The organism is Brachybacterium sp. AOP42-C2-15, from assembly GCF_052377065.1.
In the GTDB taxonomy this organism is placed as follows: domain Bacteria; phylum Actinomycetota; class Actinomycetes; order Actinomycetales; family Dermabacteraceae; genus Brachybacterium.
On the sequence record NZ_JBQSWK010000030.1, the window covers coordinates 1 to 12342 of the forward strand.

Consider the following 12342-nt stretch of genomic DNA (forward strand, 5'->3'; position numbering starts at 1 on the left):
ACCATGACGGAGCCGCTCGCAGGGTCACCGGTGAAGGTCCCGAACCAGGTGCCGAGCAGCTCGGAGCGGTTCAGGTGCTCCCAGATCCGGGCTGCGGGGGCGGCGACGGTGCGGGTGAGCACGAGGTCGGGGCCTGCGGTATCGAGGGTTCCGGTGATGGGCATCTGCTCTCCTCCGACGGGGACGCGGAGCTGATCCGCGCACTCGCCCAGAGTAATCCGCACGGGGCGGACGCGCCCCGTGGTATTCCTGTGCGATGAGCACTTCCTCGTCCTCGCTGTCCACCCCGGATCGGGCAGTCCGAGCTGCCCTCCGCACCGGACGCCCGCACGAGATCCTCAACCTGCTCGAGCCGCTTCCGGCGACCCTGCGGCGCCGGGCGTGGAATGCAGTGAAGGAATCGGCAGATGCCATCGACGCGGCGCCGATCGGGGAGCGCGATGAGCAGGGGCGCTGGAGCGGGACCCTGCGCACGGGTCACCACGACGCCGCATGCGTCGCCCGGCTGGCGACCCGTACGGCGCAGGCCGCGACGAGGGTGCATCCCGTGGAGCTCCCCATAGCCCGGGACATCATCCCGAGACTGTTCCCCGAGAATCTGCCGGCCTTCGTCGAAGCATGGGCGGAGCGCTTCGAGACGAACCCCAAGGCATGGGACCGGAACCGGGGCATCGAGGCGATGTTCGACTGGGCGCAGAGCGGGCTGATTCCGCCGCTGGTCCAGCGCGGCGCCGTCCTGCTCCTGATCTCCCAGCCGGGCCTCTCGCGCTTCCTCGACGAGCGCCCGCTCCTGATCGACACCACGCTGCCGATGCTGTTCGAGGTGGCGGGGCAGAAGGGCGCCTCGGCCGCGCAGCGGGACGAGACGACGCCCGGGCTCACCCTCGGCGCGCACATCATCCCGCGCCTGATCCGGGAGGGCCGATGGGAGCGGTCGCAGGTGCTGAGCTGGTGCGAGCACGCCCTGGCGATGCCCCGCAGCGAGTACGAGCTGCGGTGGTTCCGTGCGCTGCGGGCTCGCCTCTCCGGCCTCGCCTGAGGTCGTCGTCCCGGGCGACTCAGCCTGCGTCGGAGACGGTCGCCGTCTGCCGCCGCGCCCGCATCATGTCGAGCACGCCACCGACCACGCTGCCGATCACGAGCGCGACCAGCACGGTGATCAGGGTGGCCAGCAGCGGCAGCTGCGGCAGATCGACCCCCGCAAGCTCATACAGCAGCATCCCAAACATCCCGAACACGCTGATCAGCGCGCCGATGATCGCGGCCGCCGCCACCCCGATCTGCAGCGCCCGCACCCTGCCCGCGACGGCGACCAGGAAGCCGACGATCGCCACCAGGGCGACCGCTCCGATCACCACCGAGGAGAGCACCACCAGGGTCGAGGAGCTGATGCCGAGCATCGCGACCACGGTCTCGCCGGGCTCGCCGAGGCCGATCAGCACGCAGGCGACGATCCCGAGGACGATGGCGAGGGTGTTGCCATCCTCATGCACGATGACCAGCACCGCAGCGGCGATCGCGCACAGCAGCCCCAGCGTCAGCCCGATGCCGCTGAGCGTCTGCAACGGCCCCGGCCCGATGAAGAACGCCGCGATGGCGAGCAGCACGCCCAGCAGCAGGCTGACCCCCATCGCGAGCCCCGCCCCGCTCCAGGCCCGACGCGGACCGGCGATGATCCCGGCGGCCAGCGGGAACGCGATCGGGACGGACAGCAGCACGGCCATCAGCGCGGCGGCGACGAGCTCGAGAGGATCCAGGTCGAAGGACATGACCCCATCGTCCCCCTTCAGCGCCGCAATGGAGAAGGAATGCGCGAAACGGGCTCTCAGAGGGAGCCTCAGAGCGAGGCGTCAGCGGGGCGACTCAGCGCGGCGGCCCAGTGCGGCGCCTCAGAGCGGAGCTGCAGCGCGCATGGGTCGGCGTCGACTCTCCGCGAGATGCCAGGCCCACAGGAGCGACCCGACCACCACGTAGCCGAGCGCGACCACTGCCACCACGGTGAGGCTGCCGGTGATCAGCGGGGCGATCACCCCGGAGAGCAGGGCGTTCATGACCAGGGTGAAGAAGGTGCCCAGCGATGCTGCGGCCCCGCGCTGATGCGGGAACAGATCCAGGATCTCCAGCTGGATGGGGGCGAAGAACAGCGAGGCGGTGAAGGACATCAGCATCGGGCCCACCAGCACCGGCAGCAGGCTCACATCGAGCTGCCCGGAAGGATCCGGGAAAACCATCACCAGCACCAGGTTCAGCACGCTGGTCACCACCGTGCCGAGGTAGCCGAGCGTGATCAGCCGGGTGCGCTCCATCGCGTCGGCCGCCCGCCCCACCAGGTAGGACCCGGCCATCATGCCGATGATCAGCGGGCCGAAGAGCACCCAGAAGTCCTGCTCGCCGAGCCCCAGCAGCCGCACCACGATGATCGGGGCGGCGGCGACGAACACGAAGTGCGCCGCGAACCCGAAAGCGGTCGCGAGCGCAATCCGCACCATCGTCGGGGAGCGTCCCACCTCCCACAGGGCTCCGACCACGGAGCCCACCCGCAGCGGGATCCGGGCCGCCTTCGGCAGGGATTCGGGCATCAGCGCGGTCGCCACCATCACGGCCACCCCGTACAGGCCGACGCCCACGAACACCCAGCGCCAGTCGCCCAGCAGCAGCAGCCAGCCGCCGAGCATCGGGGCGATCACCGGGGAGAGCGCGAAGATCATCATCACCTGCGCCATCAGCCGCTGCGCCTCGGCGCCCGCGAAGAGATCCCGGATCACCACTCGCGAGACGATGGTGGCGGCGCCGGCGCTCATGCCCTGCAGCACCCGCAGCGCGATCAGCATGCCCATCCCCGAGGCGAAGACCGCGCCGAACATCGCCAGGATGTAGATCGCAAGCCCCACGAGCATCACCTTCTTGCGGCCCAGCGCGTCCGAGAGCGGGCCGTGGAACACGCTCATCACTGCGAAGGAGGCGAGGTAGACGCTGATCAGCTGCTGCAGCACCACGTCGGAGGCACCGAACTCCTCCCCGATCTGTGTGAACGCGGGGAAGACGGTGTTGATCGTGAACGGGCCCAGCATCCCCAGGGCGGCGAGGGTGAGGGTGATGCGGGCGCCGGCCGTGCGGCGGCGGGGAGGGATGGTCGCGGGGTCGGCCGCCTCGGGGGTGGTCACGCCGGCGAGTCTATGACCAGGCGCTTTCGCCCCGTTTTCCTGTCCGCACCGGGCCGGAGGCACGCTCCTCGCCGGGGTGCGGCGCTCGCCTCAGGCGACCGACGGGCGGGCGCTCAGGGCGCCAGGGTGTCCAGCGTGCTCAGGGTGCCCCGGGGGATCAGCCGCGGCACCTCATGAGCCACGCGCACCGGGGTGCCCGGAGCCGCGAGCAGGGTCTGCGCAGTGCGGGCGAGGTCCACGCCGAGCTGGTGGGGATGGTGCTCGAGCACCGCCAGCGGCGGCTCATGGGTCTGACAGGCTGGCGAGTCGTCCCAGGCCACGATCGAGAGGTCCTCGGGCACCCGCAGCCCGGCCGCGGCCGCCCAGTGGGCGCCGGCGATCGCCATCGCGTCGTTGTCGTAGACGATCACGGTGGGGCGCTGCGGGTCAGCCAGCAGGGCCTGGGTCGCGGCGGTGCCGCTGTCGGCCCCGTAGTCGCCTTCGGCGAAGAGCGTGGGCAGGCCGCGGGCGTGCACGAACTCCCAATATGCCTCGCACCGCCAGCGGCTGTGCAGCAGGTGGGAGGGGCCGCCGACGTGGCCGATGGCCCGGTGGCCCCGCCCGTGCAGGTCCTCCAGGACACGTTGCATGGTGCCGGCGTTGTCGACGGTCACGGCGGAGAACTCGCCCTGGCGCTGATCGCCGATCACCACGAAGGGAAGGTCGAGCGTATGAGCCTGCTGGAGGCGGTCATCATCGTCCAGGAGGTCCTTGAGGATCAGCAGGTCGACCATGTCGCGCTCGGCCCAGCGCCGTACCGTCTCGATCTCCTCCCCGGGGCTGCCGGCGACGTGACTGAGCACGGTGTGGCCCTGGGAGACCGCGGTGTCCTCGAGGCCATGCAGGACCTGGGTGTAGAACCGTTCCGAGCGTGCGGACCAGACGGTCTCGGGGATCGTGATCCCGATGGTGGCCATGGATACCCTTCCCCGCTTCCTCAGGTGTCGCGGGCACGGGCCCGTGCCACCAGGTCGTTGGCGCTCAGAAGCACATCATCGGCCAGGAAGGCCCTCGGGTCCACCGTGGCGGAGGTGCGCACATGGAAGCGGGTACTCTCCCCGGCCAGCAGGGTCACCAGCTGGCGGTCCACCGTGGCGGCGGGGTCGACCTTGTCCGCCAGCACGCACAGGTCGCGCACGGTCGAAGCGGCCTCCACGAGGATCTCGACCCCGTCCGAGACCGGCTGTGCAGTGGCGGTGACCGCGTCACCGACCAGGGCGGAGTCCCGGTCCTCTGCGAAGGGGTGCACCGTGCGCACGACTTCGCCGTCCCCGTCGGTCCCCGCCAGCTCGACCAGCAGCACCTCGTCGGCAGCGTCCGTGGCGGTCGCGAGCTCTGCAGGCACGGGCAGCGTGGCCGCTGAGCGAGCGGGAACCTGCGCGTCGAGCGTGGCCTCGGCGAGGACAGTGCCGTCGTGGCGCTGTCGGCGCAGGTGCAAGGTTCCGCTCAGGGGCTCGTCGGTGTCGTTGCCGAGGCTGATCGCGGGGCTGGCCTCACGGGGCTGGATGCTCAGCAGCACCGGCTCGTACACCTCGCGCAGCGCGTACCAGAGCAGCTTGCGGCGTCGGTCGCCATCCACCGCGGCCCAGGAGGTCACCGGCCAGCAGTCGTTCAGCTGCCACACGATGGTGCCGGCGCATACCGGCCAGTGGGAGCGGTAGTGGCCGATCCCGCTGATCAGCGCGCGGGCCTGGTTGAGCTGGGTCGCGAAGTGGAAGTCGTCGAAGCCCTCGACCGGTGGCAGGTGCGGGGCCATGCCGCGGCGCAGCTTGTCCTGTCCGCCCACGGCCTTCTGGTGGGAGAGCATCGTCTCGGAATCCTCGTCCAGGGGCCGCTCTGTGATCGCGCGGGCGATCGTCGCGTAGTTCGCCGGGCCCTGGTAGCCGAACTCGGCGGAGAACCGCGGGATGGTGTCCCGGTAGCGGGTGTAGTCGTTGTCCTCCTCGGAGGCCCAGGCCACCCAGTTGTGCACGGTGCCGTGGTCGGGGTTGCGGGGATCTTCGGGCAGTGGCCGCGAATAGGGGCTGGTGGGGGTGTAGCTGCGTGTGGGGTCGAGCTCAGCCAGCAGCGAGGGGAACAGCTCGGTGTAGTAGCCGAGCCCCCAGCCGGCGCCCTCGGGGATGTGCTCCTGCCAGCCCCAGTGGTAGTAGCCCTCGACGTTCTCGTTGCTGCCGTTCCAGTGGACCAGCGCCGGATGCCACGCCAGGCGCACGATGTGCTCGCGGGCTTCGGCCTCGAACTCGCTGCGCAGCGGCTCGAGCTCGGAGTAGGCGGCGCAGGCGGTGGTGAAGTCCTGCCACACCATGATCCCCAGTTCGTCACACAGCTCGTAGAGCAGCTCCGATTCGTAGAGCCCGCCGCCCCAGATCCGCAGGGTGTTCATCCCTGCCTCGAGCGCGTCGGTGACGCTCGCGCGGTAGTCCTGCGCGGTCAGGCGCACCGGGAAGCAGTCGTCGGGGATCCAGTTCGCACCCTTGGCGAGGATCGGGCGGTCGTTGACCACGATCGTGAAGGAGGTGCCGATCTCGTCGGGCTCCTCGAGGACGCCGGCGGTACGGAAGCCGATCCGGTGCTCGCGCGCATCGCGCACCCGGTGCTCGGCGTCCCGCAGCTCGATCGCCACGGTGTACAGGGGCTGGTCGCCGTAACCGCGCGGCCACCACAGCTGCGGGTCCGCGGCCGACAGCCGCAGGTCGAGCTCGTCCTGCGCATCGGAGCGAGAGAGCTCATCGATCTGCTTCCCGGCAGGGTCCAGCAGTCTCGCCGAGACGGTCACCGCGGACTCGTCCAGCAGATCCGCACGCTCGATCAGGACCGTGAGGTCGACGAGCCCGCGCGCGCCAGCACCAGGCTCGACGGTGATCTGCGGGCGCACCTCGGCCAGGCGCGCCCCGGACCATTCCTCGAGGCCGATCGGGCCGGCGATCCCGCTGGTGACCAGCACCGGTCCCCAGTCCCAGCCGAAGTTGCAGGCCATCTTGCGGATCGCGTTGTAGGGCAGGTCGTTGCCGGTCACCGGCATCTTCCCGAGCACCCGCTCGTTCTCGCAGGCGGTGCGCAGCGGGGAGGCGAACCGGATCTCGAGCTGGTTCTCGCCCTCGATCAGCGCGTCGGTGACGTCGAAGCGCCAGGAGCGGTGCTGGTTCTGCGCCTCGGCGATGCGCGTGCCGTTCAGGACGACCGTGGCGGCGGTGTCGAGGGAGGCGGCGACCAGGTCCACCCGCTCGGCGCCGGTGGGTGCCCAGTCGAAGCGGGTCGCGTAGGTGACATCGCATTCGCCGGTCCACTGCAGGTCGTGCTCGTGGCGGTCCAGGTACGGATCCTCGATCAGCCCGGCGGCGTGGAGGTCGGTGATCAGGGTGCCGGGCACGGTGGCCGGCACCTCGCGCACCGCGAAGGGCGCGGGACCGTCGGTGATGCTCAGACGCCAGCCCTCGTGCAGGGGCCGACGGCTGGGGGTGCTGGTCAGGGTCACGGGGTCTCCTTCGCGAGGGCCAGATGGTCGGGCATGGGGACGCCGCGGCGCTGGGCCTCGGCGAGGAAGCGCGGGTTGTTCCCCGGTTCAGGGGCGGCGAGCAGCAGCTGCCGGGTGAACTCCGCTTGAGGGTTCAGGATGACATCGTCGGCCGGGCCGCGCTCGACGACCTCGCCGCGGTACATCACCAGGATCTCGTCGGAGAAGTGCCGGGCGGTGGCCAGGTCATGGGTGATGTAGAGCATCGCGAGGTTCTCCTCGCGCTGCAGCCGCGCCAGCAGGTTCAGCACTCCGAGGCGGATGGACACGTCGAGCATCGAGACCGGCTCGTCGGCGATCAGCACCGTCGGCTCCGGGGCGAGCGCGCGGGCGATCGCCACCCGCTGGCGCTGCCCGCCGGAGAGCTCGTGGGGGCTGCGGTCGATGAAGCTCTCGGCGGGGCTGAGGTTGACCCGCTCGAGCGGCTCGCACACCTTCTGCCGCACGTTCGCGCGGGTGGCCTTGCCGTGCAGCAGCAGGGGTCGCTCGATGTGGTGGCCGATGGTGTGGAAGGGGTTCAGCGAGGCGAAGGGATCCTGGAACACCATCTGCACGTGGTCGCGGTAGTGGGCCAGGCCCTTGCCGCGGGTGCCGATCGGCTGCCCGTCCAGGGTGATGGTGCCCGAGGTGGGCTTCTCGAGCTGGACGAGGATCTTCGCGATGGTGGACTTGCCGGAGCCGGACTGGCCCACCAGCGCCACGGTGCGGCCGGGCTGCAGCTCGAGGTCCACCCCCTTGACGGCCTGGAGGGTGGTGAAGCGGGCCCCGCTGCGCAGCCGGTAGGACTTGTGCAGGTCGGTGACGGTCAGCGTGGTCATGCGGTGGCCTCCTGGTCGGCGTGCTGCTCTCCGCCGAAGCCGGCGCGCACGAAGTCCCCGGCCTCGCCGGTCAGGGAGGGGAAGGAGCCCAGCAGGCGCCGGGTGTAGGGATCCCTGGGCTCGAAGTAGAGGTTCTCGGCGGTGTCGATCTCGACGATCCGTCCCGCCTTCATCACCGCGATCCGGTCGGAGATCTCCAGCAGCATCGGCAGGTCGTGGGTGATGAACACGACCGCGAAGCCGAGCTCCTTGCGCAGCCGCAGCACCTCCTGGAGGATCTCGCGCTGGACCACCACATCCAGTGCGGTGGTGGGCTCGTCCATGATCATCAGCTGCGGGTCCAGCGCGAGCGCCATCGCGATCATCACGCGCTGGCGCATGCCTCCGGAGAGCTCGTGGGGGTAGGCATCGATGCGGCCGCGGTCCACCCCCACCAGCTCCAGCAGCTCCTCGCCGCGGTGGCGGCGCTCGGCCCGTTCCATCTGGGGCCGGTGCGTGATGAGCACATCGGCGAGCTGGGTGCGGATGCTGAGCACGGGGTTCAGGGAGTTCATCGCCCCCTGGAACACCATCGCGACCTTCGACCAGCGGAAGGCGCGCAGCGCGGGCCCCTTCAAGGCCAGCACGTCCACGTCGGAGCCGTTCACGCGGTCATGGAAGGTGACCGAGCCGCTGGTGATGCGGGCGGGCGGGCGATGGAGCTGGTTCAGTCCGTAGGCGAGGGTGGTCTTGCCGCAGCCGGACTCCCCCGCCAGGCCCAGGATCTCTCCGCGGCGCAGGATGAATGAGGCGTCCTTGACAGCATGGACCCCCTCGCCGACCTCGTAGACGATGTTGAGGTCGCGCACGCTCAGCACGGGCTCCTCGAGCACCGGGGAGACGTCGCCGCCGGTGCGCCCCTCCTCGAGCGAGCTGTCCAGGACGGGGTCGCCGATCTCGCCGCGCGCGATCGCGGAGGCGGTCTCGACATTCGGATCCGGTTCGTGGGCGGGGTGGTCCGGGGGGACGGGCCCGGTCATCGGGGTGCTCATACGAGGACCTCCTTCGTCGTGGCCTCGGAGTCGTCGGCGTTCTCGGCCTTGCGGACGCTGCGCGCGGCCTTGGGGGCGGTGCGCAGGCGCGGGTTGATGATGCCGTCGATGGAGAAGTTGATCAGGGACAGCCCGCAGCCCAGCAGCGCGATCATCAGACCCGGCGGGACGAACCACCACCAGCCGCCCAGGGTGAGGGCCTGGCCGTTCTGGGCGTAGAACAGCATCGAGCCCCAGGTCTGGGTGCCCACCACGCCGAGACCGATGAAGCTCAGGCCCGCTTCGCCGAGGATCGCGGTGATCAGGGCGAACACGAAGCCGCTGGACATCACCGGCAGCAGGTTCGGCAGGATCTCCACGGCGATGATGCGGAGGGGCTTCTCCCCGGCGATCTTCGCGGCCTGCACATAGTCACGGGTGCGGATCGAGAGGGTCTGCGAGCGCAGCACTCGGGCCGCGGCGGCCCAGGAGGTGATCGCGAGGATCACGGCGATCAGCAGCAGGCCTCGCTGCTGGACGTAGGAGCCGATCACGATCATCAGCGGCAGGCCCGGCAGGATCAGCACGACATTGGTGAACAGGGAGAACCCCTCGTCGATCCAGCCGCCGAGATAGCCGCCGAGGATCCCGAAGAAGGCGGAGAGGAACAGCGCCAGGACCGCGACGATGATGCCCACCAGCAGGGAGCCACGGGTGGCCCAGGCGAGCTGTGCCAGCACGTCCTGCCCGGTCTGGGTGGTGCCCAGCAGGTGCTCGGCCGACGGCGGAGACATGCCCACGCTGGAGATGGCCAGCGGATCGGCGACGACGAGCGGGGCGATCAGCCCGAACAGGGTGATCGCGACGACCAGTCCTGCCCCGATCACGAGTGAGGGGGTGGCGTTGCGGCGCAGGGAGGCGCGGAAGCGGGCGCCACGGGAAGCGGGGGTGTCGATCATGGGAGCTCCTCAGCCTCGCGCTCGGGTGCGGGGGTCGATGACGCCGTACAGCAGGTCCACCACGAGGTTCGCCGCGAGCACGGCCACCGTGATGATCAGGAACATTCCCTGCATGAGCGCGTAGTCGTTGTTCTGCACGGCCTGCAGCATGGTGAAGCCGACCCCTGGATAGGAGAAGACGGTCTCGACCACGATCGAGCCGGAGACCACGAAGCCCAGCGAGATCGCGAAGCCGGAGACGCTGGGGAGCATCGCGTTGCGGGCGGCGTACATGAGCATCACGCGGCGCGGAGAGAGTCCCTTCGCCTCGGCGGTGAGGATGTAGTCCTCGCTGAGGGTGGAGACCATCATGTTGCGCATCCCCAGCAGCCAGCCGCCCAGCGAGGACAGCACGATCGTCAGCGCCGGCAGGAACCCGTAGTAGAGGGCGTTGGAGATGAAGGGGTAGTCGAAGGCCGGGCGCACCAGGGTGTAGTCGTAGCCGCCGGAGATCGGGAACATCCCCAGGTTCACCGACAGCACGTAGATGAACAGCAGCGCGAGCCAGAAGTAGGGCACGGCCTGCAGGATCGTGGTGGCGGGGATCAGTGAGTCGAGCCAGGTCCCGCGCTTCCATCCCGCCAGGGTGCCCAGCGCCATCCCCAGGATGAAGGTGAAGGTGGTCGCCAGGCCCACCAGCACCAGGGTCCACGGCAGGGACTGGCCCACCACCTGGGAGACGGGGGTCGGGAAGTAGGTCACCGAGACCCCGAGATCTCCGGAGAGCAGACCGCCGAGGTAGGCGAAGTACTCCTCGAACAGCGATCGGTCCGTATCCGCTCCGAGCATCACCTCGATCGCTCTGCGGGTCTCAGGGGATACCGGTCCGCGCAGCGCGAGCTTCGCGAGGACGGCGTCCACCGGGCTCCCCGGCAGGGCGCGGGGGATGAAGAAGTTGAGGGTCACTGCGGCCCAGAGAGCCACCAGGTAGAACCCGATCTTGCGCAGGAGGTGCACTGCCTCGAGATCCTTTCGTCGCCCGGGCCGCGCCGCCTGGACCGCCGGTGTCCGGGCGGGGTGGGCGGCGCGGGCCGGTGGGTCAGCTGGCGGGGGTGATGGCCTTGAGGACCATGGAGTTGTCCGGCGCCGCCCAGGCCATCGGGTAGGCGAAGAGGTTCTCCTGGGTGGGCCAGCCGGTGACCCTCGAGGAGTTGTACTCCGTCAGGCTCGAGCCGATCATCACCGGGATCGCCGGCATCACTTCGGCCAGCCGCTGCTGGATCAGGAAGTAGTGCCCCTTCTTGACCTCGGGATCGTCGGTCGCCGCAGCGGCATCGAGTGCGGCGTCGACCTCGGGATCCGAGAAGCGGGTGACGTTGTGGTACGGGTTGCCGTTCTCGCCGACGGGGACCGTGTTGTCGGTGGAGAAGTGGTTGCGGTACGGGTAGTACGGGTCCGGGGCGGGACCCTGGCCGACGGAGTCGATGACCAGCTGATAGGTGCCGCGCGCCTTGGCGTCGTTCCACTCGTTGACCGAGACCTGCTGGGGGATCAGCTCGATGCCGATCTCCTTGTACTGCGCGGCGAGCGTGTCCAGCGCGGTGACGAAGTCGGACCAGCCGGTGGGGCAGGAGACCGTCATCGAGACCCGAACGTCGCCCTTGGCGTACACCCCGTCGGAGCCGAGCGCGTAGCCGGCGTCCTCGAGGATCTTCTTGGCCTCGTCGGGCTGGGCGTTCCAGGGAGCGTTCTCGATCGAGGGATCGATGAAGTCGGCGTCGCGCTCAGGCAGGCCGAAGGAGGGCGAGATGTCCGCGCCGAGGTCGAAGAAGGCCAGCTTGGAGAGCTGCTCGCGGTCCCTCCCGTAGTAGAGGGCCTTGCGCACGGCGACGTCGGTCTGAGGTCCCTCGCAGCCCAGCTCCGGGTTGGAGGCGGCCATGAGCGCCATCTGGGAGATGCCGGTGTTGGTGAACGAGAGGTCGGGGTTGGCGGCCACGTGCTCTTCGAGGTTCGGGATCGCGGAGGACATGTAGTCGATCTCGCCGGCCAGCCACATGTCGGTCGCGGACTGGTTGCCCGAGATGGCGATCGCGCGGATCCCGCCGATGGCGGGCTTGCCCTCGTCCCAGTGCTTGTCGTTGGCCAGCAGCAGGTAGGACTCGGGGGTGAAGTCATCCAGAGCGAAGGGGCCGGTGCCCACCGGTTCCGGGTTCGCGTAGGTCGCCAGATCATCGACGTCCGCGAAGAGGTGCTCGGGGATGATCCAGGTGCGGGCCAGGGCGTTGGGACCCTCGGTGAAGGACGGCTCGGCGTATGTGATCTCGACGGTGGTGTCGTCGATCGCCTCGGCCGACGGGGCGGTGCCCGCGGCGTTGAGCGCTTCAGTGTCGAGGATCTTGGTGAAGGTGAAGGCGACATCCTTCGCGGTGAAGGGGGTGTCGTCGGCCCAGACCGCGCCGGCGCGGGTGGTCACGGTCAGGACGGTGCCGTCCTCGTTCCAGGCGTAGCTCTCGCCCAGCAGCGGGACGGGCTCCTGATCGATGGGCTCGAGGGGGTTGAAGTAGAACAGCGTCTCGTAGATCAGGCCCTGGATCAGGGAGATCACCGAGGGTGAATGCGGGTTGAAGTTCTCGGCCAGGCCGGTGTTGGCGGTGGTGGTGATGATCGGTCGCTCCTCCGCCCCACCGCCTCCGCCGTTCTCGAGGTTGGAGCTCGTGCTGCACGCCGCGAGTGCGACGGGGGCCGCGCCGAGCGCGGTGAGCTTGTACAGGTCTCGACGACTGAGGTGCATCGTTGCTCTCCTTGTCACGCATCAGTGCGTGCCGGGTCGATCGCTCCGAGGAGATTTCTTCATTACGT

10 protein-coding genes are annotated in these 12342 nt (G+C 69.6%); 1 reads left to right on the forward strand and 9 read right to left on the reverse strand.

Annotation, left to right across the window (positions count from 1 at the left end):
- Nucleotides 1-256: 256 nt before the first annotated feature.
- Nucleotides 257-1039, forward strand: a complete 783-nt coding sequence (locus ACT3SQ_RS14740; protein ID WP_442332651.1) for a hypothetical protein — start codon at nucleotides 257-259, stop codon at nucleotides 1037-1039.
- 19 nt (nucleotides 1040-1058) lie between these two features.
- Here the strand turns inward: ACT3SQ_RS14740 and ACT3SQ_RS14745 are convergent, their stop codons facing one another.
- From ACT3SQ_RS14745 to ACT3SQ_RS14785, 9 genes are all read right to left on the reverse strand, one after another.
- Nucleotides 1059-1769, reverse strand: coding sequence for a hypothetical protein (locus tag ACT3SQ_RS14745; RefSeq protein WP_442332652.1), 711 nt, complete (start codon nucleotides 1767-1769; stop codon nucleotides 1059-1061).
- 120 nt (nucleotides 1770-1889) lie between these two features.
- Complete coding sequence (locus ACT3SQ_RS14750) at nucleotides 1890-3164, reverse strand: MFS transporter (protein WP_441444246.1); 1275 nt, start codon at nucleotides 3162-3164, stop codon at nucleotides 1890-1892.
- Nucleotides 3165-3277: 113 nt separating this feature from the next.
- Nucleotides 3278-4120, reverse strand: coding sequence for a LacI family DNA-binding transcriptional regulator (locus tag ACT3SQ_RS14755; protein WP_442332653.1), 843 nt, complete (start codon nucleotides 4118-4120; stop codon nucleotides 3278-3280).
- A gap of 20 nt (nucleotides 4121-4140) precedes the next feature.
- Nucleotides 4141-6678: a glycosyl hydrolase 2 galactose-binding domain-containing protein gene (locus ACT3SQ_RS14760; protein ID WP_444601272.1), complete on the reverse strand. Its 2538-nt coding sequence runs from the start codon at nucleotides 6676-6678 to the stop codon at nucleotides 4141-4143.
- Nucleotides 6675-7535, reverse strand: a complete 861-nt coding sequence (locus ACT3SQ_RS14765; RefSeq protein WP_444501930.1) for an ABC transporter ATP-binding protein — start codon at nucleotides 7533-7535, stop codon at nucleotides 6675-6677. The genes ACT3SQ_RS14760 and ACT3SQ_RS14765 overlap by 4 nt, the downstream gene beginning before the upstream one ends.
- Complete coding sequence (locus tag ACT3SQ_RS14770; protein ID WP_442332655.1) at nucleotides 7532-8566, reverse strand: ABC transporter ATP-binding protein; 1035 nt, start codon at nucleotides 8564-8566, stop codon at nucleotides 7532-7534. The genes ACT3SQ_RS14765 and ACT3SQ_RS14770 overlap by 4 nt, the downstream gene beginning before the upstream one ends.
- A complete protein-coding gene (locus ACT3SQ_RS14775; RefSeq protein WP_441444241.1) occupies nucleotides 8563-9504 on the reverse strand; it encodes an ABC transporter permease in 942 nt (313 codons plus the stop codon). The genes ACT3SQ_RS14770 and ACT3SQ_RS14775 overlap by 4 nt, the downstream gene beginning before the upstream one ends.
- Nucleotides 9505-9513: 9 nt before the next feature.
- Entirely contained in the window at nucleotides 9514-10500 is a 987-nt protein-coding gene (locus tag ACT3SQ_RS14780) for an ABC transporter permease (protein WP_441444240.1), read from the reverse strand.
- Nucleotides 10501-10582: 82 nt separating this feature from the next.
- A complete protein-coding gene (locus tag ACT3SQ_RS14785) occupies nucleotides 10583-12274 on the reverse strand; it encodes an ABC transporter substrate-binding protein (RefSeq protein WP_444601273.1) in 1692 nt (563 codons plus the stop codon).
- Nucleotides 12275-12342: the final 68 nt, after the last annotated feature.